At 40.7% G+C, this 21,626-nt stretch carries 19 protein-coding genes; 13 read left to right on the top strand and 6 right to left on the bottom strand.

Going from position 1 to position 21,626, the window contains the following annotated elements:
- Positions 1 to 92: 92 nt before the first annotated feature.
- Positions 93 to 1,757 (top strand): glutamine--tRNA ligase, encoded by a 1,665-nt coding sequence (gene glnS, locus CZ809_RS07825; protein WP_080156861.1) that lies wholly within the window; start codon positions 93 to 95, stop codon positions 1,755 to 1,757.
- A gap of 77 nt (positions 1,758 to 1,834) precedes the next feature.
- Here glnS and CZ809_RS07820 read toward each other — a convergent pair whose 3' ends face one another.
- The 4 genes from CZ809_RS07820 to CZ809_RS07805 all read right to left on the bottom strand — a co-directional run bounded on the left by CZ809_RS07820 (position 1,835) and on the right by CZ809_RS07805 (position 5,573).
- A complete protein-coding gene (locus CZ809_RS07820; protein ID WP_144396172.1) occupies positions 1,835 to 2,875 on the bottom strand; it encodes a linear amide C-N hydrolase in 1,041 nt (346 codons plus the stop codon).
- A 172-nt stretch (positions 2,876 to 3,047) separates the two neighbouring features.
- Positions 3,048 to 3,494, bottom strand: coding sequence for a ferric iron uptake transcriptional regulator (gene fur / locus CZ809_RS07815; RefSeq protein ID WP_080156859.1), 447 nt, complete (start codon positions 3,492 to 3,494; stop codon positions 3,048 to 3,050).
- Positions 3,495 to 3,928: 434 nt separating this feature from the next.
- On the bottom strand, positions 3,929 to 4,456 hold the full coding sequence (gene fldA, locus CZ809_RS07810) for a flavodoxin FldA (protein ID WP_045072059.1): 528 nt from the start codon (positions 4,454 to 4,456) through the stop codon (positions 3,929 to 3,931).
- A gap of 352 nt (positions 4,457 to 4,808) precedes the next feature.
- Positions 4,809 to 5,573 (bottom strand): alpha/beta fold hydrolase, encoded by a 765-nt coding sequence (locus CZ809_RS07805; RefSeq protein ID WP_080156858.1) that lies wholly within the window; start codon positions 5,571 to 5,573, stop codon positions 4,809 to 4,811.
- A gap of 104 nt (positions 5,574 to 5,677) precedes the next feature.
- Here CZ809_RS07805 and seqA point away from each other — a divergent pair, with 104 nt between their 5' ends.
- Entirely contained in the window at positions 5,678 to 6,220 is a 543-nt protein-coding gene (seqA, locus tag CZ809_RS07800) for a replication initiation negative regulator SeqA (protein WP_080157181.1), read from the top strand.
- Positions 6,221 to 6,250: 30 nt separating this feature from the next.
- Complete coding sequence (pgm, locus tag CZ809_RS07795; RefSeq protein WP_080156857.1) at positions 6,251 to 7,897, top strand: phosphoglucomutase (alpha-D-glucose-1,6-bisphosphate-dependent); 1,647 nt, start codon at positions 6,251 to 6,253, stop codon at positions 7,895 to 7,897.
- Between the two features lie 83 nt (positions 7,898 to 7,980).
- Here the strand turns inward: pgm and CZ809_RS07790 are convergent, their stop codons facing one another.
- A complete protein-coding gene (locus CZ809_RS07790; RefSeq protein WP_080156856.1) occupies positions 7,981 to 8,766 on the bottom strand; it encodes a DUF1853 family protein in 786 nt (261 codons plus the stop codon).
- 126 nt (positions 8,767 to 8,892) lie between these two features.
- Between CZ809_RS07790 and CZ809_RS07785 the strand changes: the two genes are divergently transcribed.
- Together CZ809_RS07785 and CZ809_RS07780 are read left to right on the top strand one after the other, a co-directional pair.
- Entirely contained in the window at positions 8,893 to 9,096 is a 204-nt protein-coding gene (locus CZ809_RS07785) for a DUF2517 family protein (RefSeq protein ID WP_080156855.1), read from the top strand.
- A gap of 185 nt (positions 9,097 to 9,281) precedes the next feature.
- Positions 9,282 to 10,040, top strand: coding sequence for a Nif3-like dinuclear metal center hexameric protein (locus CZ809_RS07780; RefSeq protein ID WP_080156854.1), 759 nt, complete (start codon positions 9,282 to 9,284; stop codon positions 10,038 to 10,040).
- A gap of 216 nt (positions 10,041 to 10,256) precedes the next feature.
- Here CZ809_RS07780 and CZ809_RS07770 read toward each other — a convergent pair whose 3' ends face one another.
- The gene (locus CZ809_RS07770) at positions 10,257 to 11,546 is read right to left on the bottom strand and encodes a citrate synthase (RefSeq protein ID WP_080156853.1); all 1,290 of its coding nucleotides are present in this window, start codon (positions 11,544 to 11,546) and stop codon (positions 10,257 to 10,259) included.
- A gap of 380 nt (positions 11,547 to 11,926) precedes the next feature.
- Here CZ809_RS07770 and sdhC point away from each other — a divergent pair, with 380 nt between their 5' ends.
- The 8 genes from sdhC to sucD all read left to right on the top strand — a co-directional run bounded on the left by sdhC (position 11,927) and on the right by sucD (position 21,553).
- Positions 11,927 to 12,337 carry a succinate dehydrogenase cytochrome b556 subunit gene (sdhC, locus tag CZ809_RS07765; protein WP_080156852.1) on the top strand — a complete coding sequence of 137 codons (411 nt, stop codon included), beginning with the start codon at positions 11,927 to 11,929 and terminating at the stop codon, positions 12,335 to 12,337.
- Positions 12,331 to 12,678, top strand: a complete 348-nt coding sequence (gene sdhD / locus CZ809_RS07760; RefSeq protein ID WP_080156851.1) for a succinate dehydrogenase, hydrophobic membrane anchor protein — start codon at positions 12,331 to 12,333, stop codon at positions 12,676 to 12,678. The genes sdhC and sdhD overlap by 7 nt, the downstream gene beginning before the upstream one ends.
- The gene (sdhA, locus tag CZ809_RS07755; protein WP_080156850.1) at positions 12,678 to 14,444 is read left to right on the top strand and encodes a succinate dehydrogenase flavoprotein subunit; all 1,767 of its coding nucleotides are present in this window, start codon (positions 12,678 to 12,680) and stop codon (positions 14,442 to 14,444) included. Before sdhD ends, sdhA begins: the two co-directional genes overlap by 1 nt.
- Positions 14,445 to 14,459: 15 nt before the next feature.
- Entirely contained in the window at positions 14,460 to 15,173 is a 714-nt protein-coding gene (locus CZ809_RS07750; RefSeq protein WP_080156849.1) for a succinate dehydrogenase iron-sulfur subunit, read from the top strand.
- A 109-nt stretch (positions 15,174 to 15,282) separates the two neighbouring features.
- A complete protein-coding gene (gene sucA, locus CZ809_RS07745) occupies positions 15,283 to 18,114 on the top strand; it encodes a 2-oxoglutarate dehydrogenase E1 component (protein ID WP_080156848.1) in 2,832 nt (943 codons plus the stop codon).
- 26 nt (positions 18,115 to 18,140) lie between these two features.
- Positions 18,141 to 19,361 (top strand): 2-oxoglutarate dehydrogenase complex dihydrolipoyllysine-residue succinyltransferase, encoded by a 1,221-nt coding sequence (odhB, locus tag CZ809_RS07740; protein ID WP_080156847.1) that lies wholly within the window; start codon positions 18,141 to 18,143, stop codon positions 19,359 to 19,361.
- A gap of 153 nt (positions 19,362 to 19,514) precedes the next feature.
- Positions 19,515 to 20,681: an ADP-forming succinate--CoA ligase subunit beta gene (gene sucC / locus CZ809_RS07735; protein ID WP_080156846.1), complete on the top strand. Its 1,167-nt coding sequence runs from the start codon at positions 19,515 to 19,517 to the stop codon at positions 20,679 to 20,681.
- Positions 20,681 to 21,553 carry a succinate--CoA ligase subunit alpha gene (sucD, locus tag CZ809_RS07730; protein WP_080156845.1) on the top strand — a complete coding sequence of 291 codons (873 nt, stop codon included), beginning with the start codon at positions 20,681 to 20,683 and terminating at the stop codon, positions 21,551 to 21,553. The genes sucC and sucD overlap by 1 nt, the downstream gene beginning before the upstream one ends.
- Positions 21,554 to 21,626 lie beyond the last annotated feature (73 nt).

Here is a 21,626-nt window from a genome sequence, read left to right as displayed (position 1 = left end):
GCATAGCGGCATTGAGGTATAGTGTAAAGTCATAGTTCATATTGATGAACTGTACATAATTCTCAATCCTGTAAGTACACGAGGTGTAATAGATGAGTGAATCTGAAGCTCGTCCAACTAACTTTATCCGTCAAATCATTGATACGGATTTAGCAAGTGGCAAACATACAAGCATACATACCCGATTCCCGCCAGAACCAAATGGTTATCTGCATATCGGTCATGCGAAATCTATTTGTTTGAACTTCGGTATTGCTCAGGACTATCAGGGTCAATGTAACTTACGTTTCGATGACACCAACCCTGAGAAAGAAGACATCGAATATGTTGAGTCTATTAAAAACGATGTTAACTGGTTAGGCTTTGAGTGGAGTGGTGAGATTTGTTATTCATCAAACTACTTTGATCAGCTTCACGGGTTTGCCATTGAATTAATTAATAAAGGCTTAGCATATGTTGATGAGCTAAGTCCTGAGCAAATGCGCGAATATCGCGGTACGTTAACGCAAGCGGGTAAACATAGTCCTTACCGCGATCGTAGTGTCGAAGAAAACTTAGCCTTATTTGAAAAAATGAAGAACGGCGAAGTTGAAGAAGGCAAAATGTGTCTACGTGCGAAAATCGACATGGCATCACCGTTTATGGTTATGCGTGATCCGGTTATTTACCGCGTTCGTTTTGCAAATCACCACCAGACGGGTGATAAGTGGTGCATTTACCCAATGTACGACTTTACGCATTGTATTTCTGATGCGTTAGAAGGCATTACGCATTCTATTTGTACGCTTGAGTTCATGGATAACCGTCGTTTATACGATTGGGTTCTTGAAAATATCACTATTGATTGCACACCACATCAGTATGAGTTTAGTCGTCTAAACCTTGAATATACTGTGATGTCTAAGCGTAAACTAAACCAACTTGTGACCGATAAACTTGTTAACGGTTGGGATGATCCACGTATGCCAACAATTTCTGGTTTACGTCGTCGCGGCTTTACACCGGGCTCTATGCGTGAATTCTGTAAGCGTATTGGTGTGACTAAGCAAGACAATACCATTGAAATTAGCTCACTAGAATCTTGTATTCGTGATGATCTAAATGAAAATGCACCTCGTGCAATGGCGGTTCTAGATCCCGTTAAAGTTGTGATTGAAAACTTTGATGGTGAGTCTGAAACATTAATGGTTGCTAATCACCCGAATAAACCAGAAATGGGTACGCGTGAAGTGCCATTTAGCCGTGAACTTTACATTGAGCGTGAAGACTTCCGCGAAGAAGCGAACAAGAAGTATAAGCGTTTAGTATTAGGTAAAGAAGTACGTCTACGTGGTGCATACGTGATTCAAGCTGAGCGTATTGAAAAAGACGCTGAAGGTAATATCACGACTATTTACTGTACTTACGATAAAGACACGCTAGGTAAAAACCCAGCTGACGGTCGTAAAGTGAAAGGTGTTATTCACTGGGTATCTGCACAAGCAGGTATTCCAGCAGAAATTCGTTTATACGATCGTCTATTTACTGTGCCAAATCCAGGTGCTGCAGAAGATTTCGTATCAGTGATTAACCCTGAATCGCTAACGGTATTGCATGGTTTTGTTGAGCCAGTATTGGTTGCAGCAGAAGCTGAAAAAGCATACCAGTTTGAGCGTATGGGCTATTTCTGTGCTGATAACAAAGATTCAAGTGCAGATCACCTAGTATTTAACCGTACTGTAGGTCTACGTGATACTTGGGCAAAAATTGGTGACTAATTAGTCGTTAATGTTTGCTAAAAAGCGCCTATTTCAGTAATGGAATAGGCGCTTTTTTTATGTCGTTAGGGTGTCAATTATTTACTTGAGGCAATGATATTTTGAGTAATGTCGCCGGCTAATTCATTATTAACAATATTAAATTTTATCAGCTTTTGTGATTGCTGAATCGCTTTAACGTCGTAGTTAAATTGGGCGTAAATATTTCCCCATTGATAACGAATAAATGTTTGGCCTGATTGTAAATGGGTATTGATTGTATATTCCGTGGCATAGCCTGCCATTTTGCCATTAACTGGGCGGTTTGGTGCATCGTGAGGAATACGGAATACAGTAGAATCTAGCTTAAGAATGCCATTTATAATGCTGGTTGGTTGTTTTAAGTGCTTTGAAAAGTATGTGGCATGAACAAAACGATCTTCAGGATTTGTATTACCCCCCGTTCCTAAGTTTGTTTGGCTCCATTGCGCATCTTGTTCTCCCCAGCCACGTGCTGAGCGTTGAATATTTGCAAGGTGTTGAGCATAACCTGGTTGATTTGTCATTACGGTGTATTGTTTACCATGCCAAATTTGTGGTTTGCCATCGCGCCATTCAATAATTGCACTATCACCGGTTGGATCTTGAACTGAAATATGAAGTGCAATCCGTACTGGAATGCCTTTGATAAGCTCTTCAATCGGTGGTGTATCTTTGATGGCTGCTACTAATTCATTAACGTCTTTATATTGTGATAATAGGTGACGTAAGTACGTTATTGCCCCTGCTTTTTGTTGCGGGTCTGATTTACCTAAATCCATCTCGGCATCATAAAGAACATTTCCGCTTAATCCTTGTGAATTAATACCATCCATAACAATGCCATAGGCGGTTATTCCGGTAACGGCATATTTAGCATTAACATTATTTAATTGACTTAAATGGGTGGAATATTCAGAGCCTTGAGGGAAATTGACTAATGTCGGTTGGGTTGATTCTGACCAGTCCATGGTACGAGCAACAAAGGTACCTTGATCTTGAGTTTGCCATAAAACACGAGTGCAGGCATTGGCAACCGATGACATAGAGCCTAAAGATAAAGCAGTGATTAGAGCGACAGTTAATGAATTCGATTTCATGATTAATTCCCTATATAAGTAACTAACTGATATATATGTAATTAACCATTATTTGTCACGCAATCAATTGTAACGTTATTTGAATCGTGATGTGGGTCGCGACAAAGATTGAGTGATAAAAAAACCAGTGATACTGATCACTGGTTTTTAGGGCGAAAATAACTAGTCATTGTTATTTTTCGTCGTGTAACGTTTCATCGGCATTACAATCGCCATCCATGCAATGACCGTATAGGTACAAGCTATGGTTTGTTAAACGAACATTGTAGCGTGCCGCGATGTCTTTCTGGCGTTGCTCAATCATTTCGTCTGAAAATTCAATTACTTTACCACAATCAAGACAAACGAGATGATCATGATGATGTTGAGTGGCTAATTCGAATACCGATTTACCACCTTCAAAATGGTGACGAGTTACAATGCCTGCATCATCAAATTGGTTAAGGACACGGTAAACGGTCGCAAGGCCAATTTCTTCACCGATATCGATGAGTTTTTTATACAGGTCTTCAGCACTGATGTGTTGGCAATCAGGTTGTTGAAGCACTTCTAAAATCTTAAGACGAGGAAGTGTTACTTTAAGACCAGCTTGCTTTAGCGCGTGATTATTATCTGACATCCGATTTTCCTGTTGGCTAGCTGCAAAAATGTTGCAGTAGTCTTTCTCATATAGATTCATTATAAGTGACGCAACGATAACAATAAACCTTAAAAGGTCAGTTATCTAGCAGAAGTGTTACTTTTATTTTTCTTGTCGATTTGTAACGAAAATGTAAATAAATGCATCATCATACCAGTTTATATAGTGTGTTGTCTTGTTTGATTACTATAAGGTAAGTTTGGTTAAGCTGTCGTTAAACTTATGGTTTTTATTTTTAGGGTTTAGCCATTGAATGAGCGAATTGATAAATTTTTGTTATCGTTGATTACTATTGAAATTATAGCGGTAGGTAAGAATATGTAGCGGAATGTTATTGTCTGAAGCCGTAATATATTTGATAAAAATAAAAAACGCGCCATTAAAGCGCGTTCTTATTGGATTGCTGCTAGTGATTAGTCAGCAAGTTCAGCTAGGCACATTTCATCAAAGATTTGATTAACCCATTGCTCAACACGTGGTGCTGTTAGCTCTGGTTGACGGTCTTCATCAATACATAAGCCAACGAAGTTTGCATCATCAACTAATGCTTTTGATGCTTCAAACTCATAACCAGCAGTTGAGAAATTACCAACAATTGTGCCGCCTTTACTTTCAACGATGTCACGCACAGTGCCCATCGCATCACAGAAGTATTCTGCGTAATCTTCTTGGTCACCACAACCAAAGATAGCCACAAGTTTAGTTGAAAAATCAACTTGCTCTAGCTCTGGGAAAAAGTCATCCCAATCACACTGTGGTTCACCATAATACCAAGTAGGAATACCTAGTAGTATCAGATCAAAGTTGTCGATATCTTCTTTACTACTTTTCGCAATATCTTTTACTTCAACTAGCTTGCTACCTAGTTGCTTCTGAATCATTTTAGCGACAGCTTCGGTATTACCGGTGTCGCTACCAAAGAAGAGTCCAACGCTCGCCATAGTAGATATTACCCATATTAAATTGTTAACTGCTTTTGGGCAGTTTACAGAAATCAGTATAAACGACACAATGATAATTACTTTTTGATGGCGATTTGATGTTTTTTCGCCCAAATATCATCATTGTTTATTGTAGCCCTACATCATAAGGGCATGATAGCTCATAGTTAATGACGTTAGCTTACTTAGTGGTCGCTTTCATTGCATTACTCTAGAGCAGAAGATAGCAATAAGTCTTATCGGATTGCTATCAAACCTTTACGGACTATATCACAGTAGAGTAAGGGATTTAATAGTTAGTCCTGTAGTCTACTGTAGTTAACCATCAATTATAATGGCGTATTATTTTAGTTTATTGGTCCAAAAATTGATTAATAATTCGATTAACCGTTTCGGATTTCTCCGCATGAAGCCAATGACCTGTATTCGCTACCACATGTGCTTTGGCGTTTGGAAACTGTGCCATGATCGCATCACGGTATTGAGGTTCAATATAATCAGAGAGTTGACCTTTGATAAATAAAGTTTTACCTGTGAATTGTTGCGAAGCTGGGTGCCAGCCCATGATTGTGGCGTAATTAGCAATTAAGCCTTCAACATTAAATCGCCATTGGTAACCTGTTTCTGTTTTTACTAACGATTTTAATAAAAACTGTCGTACGCCAGCATCATTGATAAAACGTGCTAAATACTGTTCTGCTTCACTGCGTTTAGTGATTAAATGACGATTAACTTCACGTAAGCCATCAAATACATTTTGATGACGGTGACCTTGATAGGCGACGGGAGCCATATCGAGAACAACGAGGTGATGGATACGTTGAGGGATTAAGGCCGTTAATGCCATCGCAACTTTAGCACCCATTGAATGCCCAACCACATCAAATTGTTCAATGGCTAAATGATCAAGCGTATCAATAATATCTTGAGCAAGATCTTGATAGCTGAATAGATCGTTGTGCGGAGATAAACCATGGTTACGAAGATCGACGCTGATCACGTGATAATGATGTTTTAATTCTCGGGCTAAAAGACCAAGATTATCTGCGCTGCCGAACAAACCATGGATCAAAACGATCGTTTTACCCTTGCCCTCAGCACGAAAATGAAGATTCACTGGCTATTTTCTCTAGTTAGGTGTGGTATTTACCATAGAGTATAACCTCGGATCAGGCTATAATCGTACCCAGAATTTTAAACGGAATGATAATGAATAATACCATGAAGACTATTGAGGTAGACGAAGAGCTATATCGTTATATCGCTAGCCAAACTCAACATATTGGTGAAAGCGCTTCTGATATTTTACGTCGCTTGCTTATGGTGCCAGAAGAGCAATTGCAGCAACCTGCAGTTGTGATGCCTGTTCGTCCTAAAGGCATTGTTGTGAGCAGAGATGCTGGTAATGAGCCGACCATAGATCGCGTTAAAGAAATGCGTACTGTGTTAATTTCAGATGAATTTGCGGCACAAGAAAAAGCCATTGGCCGTTTTATGCTGATCTTATCTTCTCTTTATCGTATTGATGCTGACGGTTTCGCTGAAGCAGCGGCAATTAAAGGACGTACACGCGTTTATTTTGCCCATGATGAAGAAACATTGCTCACCAGTGGTAAAACAACAAAACCAAAAGCTATTCCAACTACCCCATTTTGGGTGATCACAAATACTAATACCGACAGAAAGCGTCAAATGATTGACCAATTAATGACGAAGATGGGGTTTAGTTCTGATATTATTGATAAAGTTTGTGGTGAAATTTAATCACTATTGAGTTTTTACAAGGATAAGACAATGGCAATCCATCCACGTGCGGGTCAACGCGCTCAGCAAGAAGATATGCATAATATTCCAGCACTAGTTGCTAATTATTTTCTGATTGAGCCAACTATTACTGATCCGCTACAAAAGGTAGCATTTGGTACTTCTGGACATCGTGGTACTGCTGATAAAGGTACTTTTAATCAGCATCATATTTGGGCTATTGCTCAAGCGATTGCTGAAGTTCGTCTAGCAAATGGTTTAACTGGACCGCTATTTTTAGGTAAGGATACTCATGCTTTATCTGAGCCAGCGTTCACTTCAACATTAGAAGTGCTAGTAGCGAATAACGTGAAAGTAGTAGTACAAGAAGGGTTAGGTTACACACCAACGCCTGGCATTTCTCATGCTATTCTTTGCCACAATAAAGCACATGCAGATAAAGCAGACGGCATTGTCATTACTCCATCGCATAATCCACCACAAGATGGCGGTATTAAGTATAACCCTGTTCACGGCGGTCCAGCTGAAAGTGAGTTAACTACTGCTATTGAGCAACGTGCAAATGATATTATTGCGAATGGTATGGTTGACGTAAAGCGTGTGTCAATTGCTGACGCTTTTGCTTCTGAACTTGTTGTACAACAAGATTTAGTGGCACCTTATGTTGCTGATTTAGCAAATGTTATTGATATTGAAGCAATTCAAAAAGCAAACTTAAAGCTAGGTGTTGATCCACTTGGTGGTTCTGGTATCGAATACTGGCGTCAGATTGCTCAATATTATGCATTAGACCTAACATTAGTAAATGAATCTATCGATCCATCGTTCCGTTTCATGTCATTAGATAAAGACGGTGTTGTACGTATGGACTGTTCATCACCTTATGCTATGGCAGGTTTACTTGCTTATAAAGATAACTATGATTTAGCGTTTGGTAATGACCCTGATTACGATCGTCACGGTATCGTAACACCTGCTGGTTTGATGAATCCTAATCATTACCTTGCCGTTTGTATCGATTATTTATTCCGTCACCGTAGTGAGTGGAGTAAAAATGTTGCTGTTGGTAAAACATTAGTATCAAGTGCATTAATTGACCGTGTTGTTGCAGCACTAGGTCGTGAATTAGTTGAAGTGCCTGTTGGCTTTAAATGGTTTGTTGATGGCTTATACAACGGTACTTTGGGCTTTGGCGGCGAAGAAAGTGCGGGAGCTTCTTTCTTACGTAAAGATGGTACGCCTTGGTCAACCGATAAAGACGGTATTCTTTTGTGTCTACTTGCTGCAGAAATTACAGCGGTAACAGGTAAGAACCCACAACAATACTACGATGAACTTGCTGCTAAATTCGGTAGTTCAGAATATGCACGCTTACAAGCTGTTGCTAATAAAGAACAAAAAGCAGTGTTAAGCAAGTTATCTCCAGAAATGGTTGCTGCCGAAACATTGGCAGGCGAACCTATTCTTGCTCGACTAACACATGCTCCAGGTAATGGTGCAGCGATTGGTGGCTTGAAAGTAACGACCGAAAACGGTTGGTTTGCAGCTCGCCCATCGGGTACAGAAGATATCTATAAAATTTATTGTGAAAGCTTTAAAGGTAAAGAGCATCTAGCCCTTATCGAAAAAGAAGCACAAGATATTGTAAGTAAAGTCTTTAGTGATGCTGGTTTATAATAACTTAGCGCCATAACGGATAATACATTCGAAAAACGCCCTAATTACTCTCTTCATTATTGAAAGAGTATTAGGGCGTTTTTTTATAGCTCACGATTATGCTGAGGCCAATGGTTTGGCACAATAAACCAAACGGTATCATTATTATCGACTGCTTGCGTCGGTACCATAATTTGAGTGATATCAAGTGTTGTTGTTAATTGAGAAAAAGAGGGGGGCGCAATCCATTGCCGTTTTTCTAATGCGCGCAAAGCCAGTGCTGATGCTTGTGAACAATAACACCAATGACCTTTGAGGCTGGTGGGGTTTATTACCATAGCGGAGCCTGATTGAGCCTCTGGCCACGCATTAAATAAGCGGCCTTGCATAATTAATCGACGCTGTGTTGGCAGAGGATAGTCGAGATGGCTAAAGGCAGGGTGGGTAGTTAATTGGAGTTGATGATTCCGCATTCTATTTGTTTTTTTATCTAAATTATCGTTAGCGTTTGGACCCGGCCATTGGTGCTGGAAGCTTAAATAAAATTTGATAGCGACTTCCCAATGTTCAATTTCATTATTGCCATGGTTATGGACTAAAAAATCAATGGCACCGACAGTCTGGTGTTGCCACTGTAATTGAATTTCTTCACCAATAAGGCTGTAATCGGGATGATGGATAATTAACTGTTGCCATAACCATTGATAATAAAAGCCTAAACGTGTATTACCGTGGTAATGAACATTGGTTGGAATAATAGCCTTTTTTGAAAATTGGTGTAGCCATTGGTTACTCATCGCGTAATCACAGGTGGTCACAAGATTAGGCATCGTCAATAACATATGAAAGTCAGCCGTTGTTTGATGATAAAAATCATGATTCTGTAACATATTGACATATTCCTTAAGGTAAACGTTTTCTTTATTGTTATTGGCTAATCATTGACCTGATTTCTGTAGTATTCATTCATTTATTGGATTAAAGTACCAATAGGTTTATAAAAGCAGGAGCTAGCAATGTACACTCAATTTTCTATGGCGAATATTATCTCTCGTCGTATTTATACGATTTTATTAGGTTTCGTCTGTTTCCCGGTGCTGCTTTTTATTCCTATTAATAAACGTACACGGTTTACGAGTTATATGTACCGCTGCTGGTCACAGACGAGCACGAAACCATTATGGTTGTCACGACTTGAACATGGTACTTCACGTCGTTAGCTGATTTATTTAGTATGACAATTTGTTGTTGAAAAAGCTGCCAATGGCGGCTTTTTTTGTATTTATAATAAGATAAGCATTGTGAGTGATTGATGTTGTTGATTGAGATTGTCACTAAAGGCTGATATTTTTTGAATAAGATGTTGTAGAGTCAATAGCATAACGTTATTAAAAAAGGTTGGACAATGAATAATCTTAAATTAGAAGCTTTGTTAAATGATTTTTTATCACCACAATTGATGAAAGATTATTGTCCTAATGGATTACAAGTAGAAGGTAAGACTGAGGTCAACAAGGTCATCACTGGGGTTACTGCTTGTCAGGCATTGATTGATCGTGCAATTGCCGAACATGCAGATGCTATTCTCGTTCATCATGGTTTTTTCTGGAAAGGTGAGGCTGCTGAAATTCGAGGAATGAAGTATCGTCGTATTAAGGCTTTGATTGAAAATGGAATTAATCTTTATGCCTATCATTTACCGCTTGATGTTCATTCGCAGGTGGGGAATAACGTTCAGTTAGCGCAGCGTCTTGGATTAGATATTAGTGGTGGATTAGAAATTAATAACCCTCGTTCAATTGCTATTTATGGTGAACTTGATACGCCATTAACAGGGGAAGAGTTTGCAGCGCGTATTGCGATGGCATTGCAACGTGAACCACTACATATTGGTGATAATGCACCCGCTTTAATCAAAAAAGTTGGTTGGTGTACTGGCGGTGGTCAAGATTATATTGAACTTGCGGTAGAGCAAGGTTGTGATGCGTTTATTTCTGGTGAAGTATCAGAGCGTACAACCCATATTGCACGTGAACTTGGTATTCATTATTTTGCCGCTGGGCACCATGCAACAGAACGTTATGGGGTTAAAGCATTAGGTGAATGGCTAGCGAAAGAACATGGTTGTGATGTTGAATTTATTGATATCAATAACCCAGTGTAACTAATTACTTTGATATAATTGGTAGTTATCTTGTTGTTTTTTAAGTGTAAAAAAGGTTGAGCTTTAGTCTCAACCTTTTTATTTTCTCGAACCTCGAACCTCGAACCTCGAACCTCGAACCTCGAACCTCGAACCTCGAACCTCGAACCTCGAACCTCGAACCTCGAACCTCGAACCTCGAACCTCGAACCTCGAACCTCGAACCTCGAACCTCAGTTACTCACGTTCATGGAGAGGTTTAAATTCTCGTTGTGAATAACCCGTATAAAGCTGACGTGGACGACCAATACGGTTCGTCGGATCACTGTGCATTTCGTTCCAATGCGCAATCCAACCAATAACACGTGACATCGCAAAAATAACCGTAAACATTGATACTGGAATACCAATCGCTTTGAGAATAATACCCGAATAGAAATCAACGTTCGGATATAGTTTCTTACTGACAAAATATTCATCTGACAGTGCGATACGTTCAAGTTCCATCGCTACATCAAGTAATGGATCATCAATTTTAAGTTCTTCAAGTACTTCGTGACAGGCTTCGCGCATCACTGTTGCACGTGGATCGTAGTTTTTATATACCCGATGGCCAAAGCCCATTAAACGGAATGGGTCATCTTTATCTTTGGCTCGCTCAATAAACTCAGGAATATTGTCTACGCTACCAATCTCTTCCAGCATTTTTAGACATGCTTCGTTGGCACCGCCGTGAGCTGGCCCCCAAAGAGAAGCAATACCTGCTGCAATACAAGCAAATGGATTCGCACCTGAAGAGCCGGCTAAACGAACGGTTGATGTTGATGCGTTTTGTTCATGATCGGCATGAAGGGTGAAAATTTTATCCATTGCGCGTGACACAACTGGGCTGACTTCATATTCCTCACATGGCGTAGCAAACATCATATGAAGGAAGTTTTCAGCGTAATCGAGATCATTACGAGGATAAATAAAAGGCTGGCCAGTGGTGTATTTATGACACATTGAGGCCAAGGTTGGCATTTTAGACAATAATCTAAAGGCGGTTATTTCACGGTGAAGATCATTATTGATATCTAATGAATCATGGTAGAACGCTGATAAAGCTCCGACGACGCCACACATAATTGCCATTGGGTGGGCATCACGGCGAAAGCCATGGAAGAAACTTGCGATTTGCTCATGCACCATGGTGTGGCGAGTAACTGTAGTACGAAATTGTTCATACTCAGCACGGGTAGGGACTTCACCATATAACAGAACGTAACAGACTTCTAAGTAATCAGCATTATTCGCTAATTGATCGATAGGAAAACCACGATGTAGCAGAATTCCTTTATCGCCATCAATATACGTGATTTGAGATTCACATGAGGCTGTCGCTAGAAAACCTGGATCAAATGTAAAAAAACCGTTTGCGCCTAGTTTTCGCACATCGATTACATCTTGGCCCTCTGAGCCCTCGATAATCGGCAGTTCGATAGGTGCTTTCCCTTCTATATGAAGAGTAGCTTTCTTATCTGCCATAACAATCTCCTTTGTTATTTGTAGAATCCTGAATCCGAAACGGATGTATATTTGTTGTACCGCTCGGTGAAGCAATTGTCAATTTTTGTATTCATCAATGTGCGCTTGTTAATAACTTTTCTATATTTGTACTTTTTTTGTGAACTTGGTGTGTAATATATTGTAACTGAGTTTGTTTTTGAATGTTACGCTAGGTATAGTTACGTTGATATTTGGTTGTGATATAGATGAATAGTTGTTAATAAACTGCGCAAGGAATGCGGTTGAAAGACAAAGCGATTATATTGCTCAACACTTTGCTTTTAATGGTAACGTAGCATTTTTTAACTGTTTCTTGATGGCTCACTATAGAAACAATCAGAGCGTTTAATAAAAATAAAATGCTTTTAATAAAGCTGAGTGAGCAAAATGTGAAAGTAAAGAAGTCTAGACCAGTCAATCTCAACCTACAAACTATACGCTTTCCCTTAACGGCGATCGCGTCAATTCTACACCGGGTATCGGGCGTGATTACGTTCGTTGCTGTCGCTATTTTATTATGGCTACTGAACCTGTCGTTGTCTTCTCCTGAGGGATTTACTGCTGCTGTTAGTGTGACAGATAGCGTGGTGGTTAAATTGGTGTTATGGGGAATATTAACGGCGTTGTTTTATCATCTCGTTCTGGGTATTCGCCATTTATTGATGGATTTTGGGTATTTTGAAGAAATGGAAACAGGTCTTGCTAGTACTAAGGTGAGCTTTGTTATTGTGGCGATATTATCCGTGTTTGCAGGAGTATTAGTATGGTAGCCAGTGTCTCTTCTGTTGGGCGTAACGGCGTACATGATTTTATTTTAATTCGTGCAACCGCCATTATTCTAACGTTATATACCCTTTATTTAGTGGGGTTTTTTACATTTGGTCCTGAAATTACCTTTGCTTCGTGGCAAGCCTTTTTTGGGCAACTGACCACTAAAATTTTTACCCTGTTAGCCTTGGTCTCCATTTTAATTCATGCGTGGATCGGTTTATGGCAAGTGCTTACTGATTATATTAAACCCGCACTATTAAGGGTTGGCTGTCAGTTTGCTGTTGTCGCAATTCTATTTATTTACCTATTTTCAGGTTTCTTTATTGTGTGGGGTGTGTAGTGAGCATTGCTGTTCGTGAATTTGATGCCGTTGTTATCGGCGCGGGTGGTGCAGGAATGCGTGCTGCACTACAAATATCAGAGCAAGGCTTAAAATGTGCCTTGTTATCAAAAGTGTTCCCAACCCGTTCTCATACGGTGTCTGCACAAGGAGGGATCACCGTTGCCTTAGGGAATTCTCATCCTGATAATTGGCAATGGCATATGTATGATACGGTGAAAGGTTCTGATTATATTGGTGATCAGAATGCGATTGAGTATATGTGTGAAAATGGACCTAAGTCAGTTATTGAATTAGAAAAAATGGGCTTACCTTTTTCTCGATTTGATGATGGCAGTATTTATCAGCGTCCATTTGGTGGGCAATCAAAAGAATTTGGCGGAGAGCAAGCGGCGCGTACAGCGGCGGCCGCAGATCGAACCGGTCATGCATTGTTACATACCCTTTATCAGCAAAATATTAAGCATAAAACGACCATCTTTTCTGAGTGGTATGCTCTTGATTTAGTTAAAAATGAAGATGGCGTTATTCTTGGTTGTACGGCTTTGTGCATGGAAACTGGCGAAGTGTGTTATTTCAAAGCTAAAGCGACGATTTTAGCGACGGGTGGTGCGGGGCGTATTTATGCATCAACCACCAATGCTCATATTAATACGGGTGATGGTGTTGGTATGGCGTTACGCGCAGGTGTACCGATGCAAGATATGGAAATGTGGCAATTCCATCCGACGGGTATTGCAGGGGCTGGCGTATTGGTTACTGAAGGTTGTCGTGGCGAAGGTGGTTATTTACTTAACAAAGATGGTGAGCGCTTTATGGAGCGTTATGCACCAAATGCTAAAGATTTAGCTGGTCGTGATGTAGTGGCTCGCTCGATGATGGTTGAAATTCGTGAAGGACGCGGATGTGATGGTCCATGGGGGCCTCACTTGAAGTTAAAACTTGATCACTTAGGTAAAGATGTTCTTGAATCGCGCTTACCGGGTATTTGTGAATTGTCACGTACATTTGCTCATATTGATCCTGTTAAAGAGCCTATTCCCGTCATTCCAACCTGCCATTACATGATGGGGGGCGTACCGACACAAGTCTCTGGTCAAGCATTGAAACAAAATGCGAATGGGGCGGATGAAGAAATTCAAGGCTTGTTTGCTTGCGGTGAAATTGCATCAGTATCCGTGCATGGGGCTAACCGTTTAGGGGGCAATTCATTACTTGATTTAGTTGTGTTTGGACGCGCAACGGGATTGCATTTAGGTCATACATTATTGGCACAAGCTGAAGCTAAACCTGCGACAGAAGCGGATATAGAAGCCTCTCTTGCTCGCCTTAACCGTTGGAATAATACTCAAGAAGGTGAAGATCCTGTTCAAATCCGTAAAGACTTGCAGGCGTGTATGCAAAACAACTTCTCGGTATTTAGAGAAGGCGAGGCAATGGCCGCTGGTTTGGAAGAGCTGAAAGCAATTCGTGAACGTCTACAGCATGCACGATTAGATGATACTTCAACGGAGTTTAATACTCAGCGTATTGAATGTTTAGAATTAGATAACTTAATGGAAACCGCAATGGCAACAGCGATTGCCGCTAATTATCGTACTGAAAGTCGTGGTGCTCATGCGCGATTTGATTTCCCCGATCGTGATGATACTCATTGGTTATGCCATTCTATTTATAATCCAGAAACAGAAGCGATGACAAAACGTGATGTCAATATGGCGCCGATTCATCGTGAAGCGTTTCCGCCAAAAGCGCGTGTTTATTAACGGGAGATCACCACGATGAAACTGAATTTTTCAATTTACCGTTACAACCCAGATACTGATGATGTTCCTTATATGCAAGATTATCAGCTTGATGTACCTGATGGCTCAGATATGATGGTACTGGACGCATTAATTTTACTTAAAGAACAAGATGCTAGCTTGTCTTTCCGTCGCTCTTGTCGTGAGGGCGTTTGTGGTTCTGACGGTATTAATATGAACGGTAAAAATGGGTTAGCGTGTATTACACCGTTATCAGCGTTAATTAACACCAGTGCGATTGTCATTCGTCCGTTACCAGGGTTACCTGTGATACGTGATTTGATTATTGATATGGAACAGTTCTATAGTAACTACGCAAAAGTAAAGCCTTTTTTAATTGATGATGCGACAATACCGCCCGCAAGAGAAAATTTACAAGCGCCGGAAGATCGCGCTCAATTGGACGGTCTATATGAGTGTATTATGTGCGCTTGTTGTTCGACATCGTGTCCATCATTTTGGTGGAACCCTGATAAGTTTATCGGTCCTGCGGGTTTGTTAGCGGCTTATCGATGGTTAATTGATAGTCGAGATACCGCGACTGATCAACGATTATCAGAACTTGATGATGCATTTAGTGTTTTTCGTTGTCATGGCATAATGAACTGTGTAAATGTTTGTCCTAAGGGATTAAATCCGACAAAAGCGATTGGACACATAAAATCAATGCTGCTTAAACAAGCAGTTTAAAAATATCGATATGTTAGTGGTTCAATATTAACCAAGCATTGGCCACTAACTGTAATGCTCGGTATTAAACCGATGCCAATGGCGATAAATCAGTAGTTAAGGGAAAATAATGCAGAATAGCGTTATGAAGGCATGGCTTGAGTCTTCACATTTAGCTGGTGCCAACGCAACTTATATAGAAGATCTTTACGAGTTGTATCTTAGCGATCCAGAGTTAGTTGATACCCAATGGCGAGAGGTATTTGTTGGCTTGCCTGTCGTTAATGATATGGTTATTGAACAACCTCATTCTCGTGTGCGTGATTATTTTCGACGATTAGCAAAAGAAACCCATTTCTTAAGTGCTGTTGTTAATGATCCTGACGTTGATGCAAAACAAGTTAAAGTTTTACAGTTAATCAATGCCTACCGTTTTAGAGGCCACCAAAACGCAAATCTTGATCCATTAGGGTTATGGCAACGCGATCATGTTGCTGACCTCGATCCTGAATTCCACTCGCTAACCGCCGATGATTTCAATGAAACGTTCAATGTTGGTTCGTTTGCCATTGGTCAAGAGACCATGAAACTCAGTGAAATATATGCAGCCCTAAAAAAGACCTATTGTGGATCAATTGGTGCTGAATATATGCATATTACTGACACCGAAGAAAAGCGTTGGATTCAACAGCGACTTGAATCTGTGATGGGAACGGGCTCATTTACAACCGATGAACAATTGTGTTTTCTTGATGAATTAACTGCAGCTGAAGGTCTTGAGCGCTATTTAGGCGCAAAATTTCCTGGTGCAAAGCGTTTCTCGTTAGAAGGTGGCGATGCCATGATTCCAATGATGAAAGAGTTGATTCGTCATGCGGGCTCACAAGGTGTACGTGAAGTGGTTGTGGGTATGGCTCACCGTGGGCGCTTAAATATGTTAGTTAACGTATTAGGTAAAAAGCCACAAGATCTGTTTGATGAATTCGCGGGTAAACATGGTGAGAGCTGGGGAACGGGTGATGTGAAATACCATCAAGGTTTCTCTGCTGATTTCTCAACCCCTGGCGGTGATGTACACCTTGCACTTGCTTTTAACCCATCACATCTTGAAATTGTAAACCCTGTTGTTGTTGGTTCAGTACGCGCTCGCCAAGATCGTTTAGGTGATGATACTGGCGATAAAGTGTTACCAATTACTATCCACGGTGACTCAGCTATTGCGGGTCAAGGCGTTGTTGCCGAAACCTTTAATATGTCTCAAGCGCGTGGTTATAGTGTTGGTGGTACGGTACGTATTGTTATCAATAACCAAGTAGGTTTCACGACTTCAAATCCTCAAGATACGCGTTCAACCGAATACTGTACTGATATAGCTAAAATGGTGCAGGCGCCTATTTTTCACGTCAATGCGGATGATCCACAAGCGGTAGCTTTTGTAACTCGACTGGCGTTTGATTATCGTCATGAGTTTAAGCGTGATGTCGTGATTGATTTAGTGTGTTATCGCCGTCATGGTCATAACGAAGCTGATGAACCTAACGCTACGCAGCCATTGATGTACCAAAAAATCAAAAAACATCCGACGCCACGTAAATTGTATGCCGATTATTTAACTGACATTGGCGCGTTTGGATTAGATATCGCAACAGGTTTAGTCAATGAATATCGTGATGCATTAGATCGTGGCGAGTGTGTGGTCAAAGAATGGCGACCAATGAAATTGCACTCGGTTGATTGGGCACCATACTTAGGTCACGATTGGACTGTTGATTGGAAGAGTAAAGTTGACGAGCAGCGCTTACAAGAGTTAGGCACACGCTTATGTCAGTATCCAACCAGTCACCAATTGCAAAGTCGAGTCCAAAAAATCTATACCGACCGTTTAGCGATGATTGCAGGTGAAAAAGCCATTGATTGGGGGATGGCTGAAAATTTAGCGTATGCAACATTGGTTGATGATGGTCATCGTATTCGCATAACGGGTCAAGATTCCGGTCGAGGTACGTTTTTCCATCGTCACGCGGTGTTACACAATCAAGAAGATGCCAGTACTTATATTCCGTTAACTCATATTCATAATGGTCAAGGGCCGTTTGAAGTGATTGATTCAGTGCTATCTGAAGAAGCGGTATTAGCGTTTGAATATGGTTATGCAACCGCTGAGCCAAGTGGATTAACCATTTGGGAAGCACAATTTGGTGATTTTGCCAATGGTGCGCAAGTGGTGGTAGATCAATTTATTAGTTCTGGCGAGCAAAAATGGGGACGTATGTGTGGTTTAACCATGCTGCTGCCACATGGTTATGAAGGCCAAGGACCAGAGCATTCATCTGCACGTCTTGAACGTTATTTACAATTATGTGCTGAACAAAATATGCAAGTGGTTGTGCCGTCAACCCCAGCCCAAGTTTATCATATGATTCGACGCCAAGTTGTACGTCCAATGCGCCGTCCATTAATTGTGATGTCACCTAAGTCGTTGTTGCGTCACCCATTGTGTACCTCAACATTAGATGAACTTGCGAATGGTACTTTCTTGGCTGCAATTGGTGAAGTTGATACTTTACCTGCTCAAGATGTGCAACGTGTGGTCTTTTGTTCCGGTAAAGTGTATTACGATTTGCTAGAGCAGCGCCGTAAAAATGAACAAACAAATGTTGCTATTGTGCGGATTGAACAGCTGTATCCTTTCCCGAAAGAAGATGTTGAAGCGGCTATTGCTGACTATCAACATGTAACAGATTTCGTTTGGTGTCAGGAAGAGCCTCAAAATCAAGGTGCATGGTATTCTAGTCAACATAACTTCTATTCTGCTTTACCTGCTGGGTCATTTTTACGTTATGCCGGACGTCCTGCATCAGCGTCACCTGCGGTAGGGTATATGTCAGTGCATTTGAAACAACAAAAAGCGTTAGTTGAAGACGCATTAACTATTCAATCTCAAGACCATTCTAATAATTAGAACGAGAACAAAAGGACAATACCGATATGACAATCGAAATTCTGGTTCCTGACCTTCCGGAATCTGTTGCTGATGCAACTGTAGCCACATGGCATAAACAACCAGGTGACACTGTTACTCGTGATGAGGTCTTGGTTGATATTGAAACTGATAAAGTTGTACTTGAAGTTCCAGCCCCAGAAGATGGCATATTAGAAGCTATTTTTGAAATTGAAGGCACAACGGTATTAACCAAGCAACTGATTGGCAAAATCAAAGTTAATGCAGTTGCAGGTGAGCCAACATTAGATGTACTTGCCGATGCGGAATCATCACCAAATAAACGTAATACAGCATCGTTAAATGAAGAAAATACTGAAGCATTAAGTCCTGCTGTTCGCCGTTTATTAAGTGAACATGGTGTGGCTGCTGAAAAAGTAAAAGGTACTGGTGTTGGTGGCCGTATTACTCGTGAAGATGTTGATACTTATTTAAAAAATATTGTAGCTGTTACTGCGCCTCCGAAAACGATGGAAGCGAAAATTGAGCATGAATTACCTTTAGCGCATCGCAGTGAAAAGCGTGTACCAATGACGCGATTACGTAAGCGCGTTGCTGAACGTTTGCTGGAAGCGAAAAACAGTACTGCGATGTTAACGACATTTAATGAAGTTAATATGAAGCCTATTATGGATCTGCGTAAACAATATAAAGATGTGTTTGAGCAGCGCCATGGTATTCGTCTTGGTTTTATGTCGTTCTATGTTAAAGCGGTTGTTGAAGCATTAAAACGCTACCCTGAAGTAAATGCATCGATTGATGGTGATGACATTGTTTATCATAATTTCTTTGATATTAGCATTGCAGTCTCAACTCCACGAGGTTTAGTTACCCCTGTGTTACGAGATTGTGATAAGTTAAGTTTAGCGGAGATTGAAAAAGGTATTCGAGACTTAGCCATTAAAGGCCGTGACGGCAAATTAACAGTTGATGATCTTATTGGCGGTAATTTTACGATTACTAACGGTGGTGTATTTGGTTCATTAATGTCAACGCCAATTATTAATCCGCCACAAGCTGCAATCTTAGGTATGCATAAAATCCAAGATCGTCCAATGGCGGTTAATGGGCAGGTTGAAATTCTACCAATGATGTACCTTGCGCTGTCTTATGATCATCGTTTAGTGGATGGTCGCGAGTCAGTGGGTTATTTAGTGACAATTAAAGAATTACTTGAAGATCCAACACGTTTATTACTGGACGTATAAGCATTACATCGTTAACCGAATAAGTGCTCATTATTCGGTTAACGTTCTCCCTGTAACGGGGCACAGTAAACATGGCGCAATGATGAAGAGGTATCAAAGAATATCTCAAATGGATTTAACGAGTCCCAAAGGGATAAAAACGGATAGAACATTATGAATTTGCACGAGTATCAAGCAAAACAACTATTCGCTGAATATGGTTTACCTGTACCAGATGGCTATGCTTGTGATACCCCACAAGAAGCAGCTGCGGCAGCAGGTAAAATTGGCGGTAAAAAATGGGTCGTAAAATGTCAAGTTCATGCTGGTGGTCGAGGCAAGGCTGGTGGTGTTGAGCTACATGATAATAAAGAAGGTATTAAGCAGTTTGCTCAACATTGGTTAGGCAAAAATTTAGTGACTTACCAAACAGATGCTGCGGGTCAACCTGTAACTAAAGTATTGGTAGAAGCGGCATCTAGCATTGCAACTGAATTATATTTAGGTGCTGTTGTTGACCGTAGTTCACAACGTATTGTTTTCATGGCATCGACAGAAGGTGGTGTGGAAATTGAAAAAGTTGCACAAGAAACGCCACATTTAATCCATAAAGCGGCGATAGATCCTTTAGTTGGCCCACAACCTTATCAGGGGCGTGAATTAGCCTTTAAATTAGGTCTGCAAGGCGATCAAGTTAAACAGTTTACACATATTTTCTTAGGGCTTGGCACTATGTTTGCTGAGTGTGATTTAGCACTGCTTGAAGTGAATCCATTAATTATTACAGATGAAGGCACCTTAGTTTGTCTTGACGGTAAAGTTAATGTGGATGCAAATGCATTATATCGCCAACCTAAATTACGTCAGATGCATGATGCTTCACAAGAAGATGAGCGTGAAGCCCACGCGGCACAATGGGAACTTAATTACGTAGCCCTTGATGGCAGTATTGGTTGTATGGTTAATGGTGCTGGATTAGCAATGGGAACCATGGATATTGTTAATCTTCATGGTGGTCACCCAGCTAACTTTTTGGATGTAGGCGGCGGTGCAACTAAAGAACGTGTTACAGAAGCGTTTAAAATTATTCTTTCAGATAACAACGTTAAAGCTGTCTTAGTGAATATTTTTGGCGGTATTGTACGTTGTGATTTAATTGCAGAAGGTATCATTGGTGCTATTGCTGAAGTCGGTGTAAAAGTGCCAGTAGTGGTACGTCTTGAAGGGAATAATGCTGAAGTTGGTACTGCAAAACTGGCTGATAGTGGTCTCAATATTATTGCTGCCACTTCGTTAACAGAAGCCGCTGAAAAAGTTGTTGCTGCCGCGGAGGGTAAATAATGTCGATACTTATTAATAAAAACACGAAGGTCATTTGCCAAGGTTTTACCGGTGGGCAGGGGACATTTCATTCAGAACAAGCATTGGCTTATGGTACGCAATTAGTGGGTGGTGTTTCTCCGGGTAAAGGCGGTACTACGCATTTAGGCTTACCGGTATTTAATACTGTTCGTGATGCAGTTAAAGCAACAGGAGCAACAGCAACCGTTATTTATGTGCCAGCACCTTTTTGTAAAGATGCAATTTTAGAAGCTATTGATGCTGGTGTTGAATTAATTGTTACCATCACTGAAGGCATTCCGACTTTGGATATGTTGGATGTTAAAGTACGTTTAGATGCCAAAGGCGTACGTATGATCGGCCCTAACTGCCCAGGTATTATTACGCCTGATGAGTGTAAGATTGGAATCATGCCCGGTCATATCCATAAAGCAGGTAAAGTGGGTATTGTGTCACGTTCAGGCACTTTAACTTATGAAGCAGTGAAGCAAACAACCGATGAAGGCTTTGGTCAGTCAACGTGTGTTGGTATTGGTGGTGATCCTATTCCAGGGTCAAACTTCATTGATATTCTTGATATGTTTGAAAAAGATCCAGCAACAGAAGCTATTGTAATGATCGGTGAAATCGGTGGTACTGCCGAAGAAGAAGCTGCTGCATATATTAAAAACCATATCACTAAACCTGTCGTGTCATATATTGCTGGTGTGACGGCCCCTGAAGGTAAACGAATGGGCCATGCTGGTGCGATTATTTCTGGTGGTAAGGGTACGGCAGAAGAAAAATTTGCAGCTCTTGAAGCTGCAGGTGTAAAAACCGTGCAAAGCTTGGCTGATATTGGTAAGACATTACGCGAAGTGACGGGTTGGTAAGCTAACGTAGATACGGTGTTAATGATCATACAGACATTGTATAAAAACCCGCTCACAAACTAATGTGTAGCGG

Origin of the sequence: Photobacterium piscicola, from assembly GCF_900166965.1 — a bacterium.
GTDB lineage: Bacteria > Pseudomonadota > Gammaproteobacteria > Enterobacterales > Vibrionaceae > Photobacterium > Photobacterium piscicola.
This window is presented reverse-complemented; position numbering and strand designations above follow the sequence as displayed.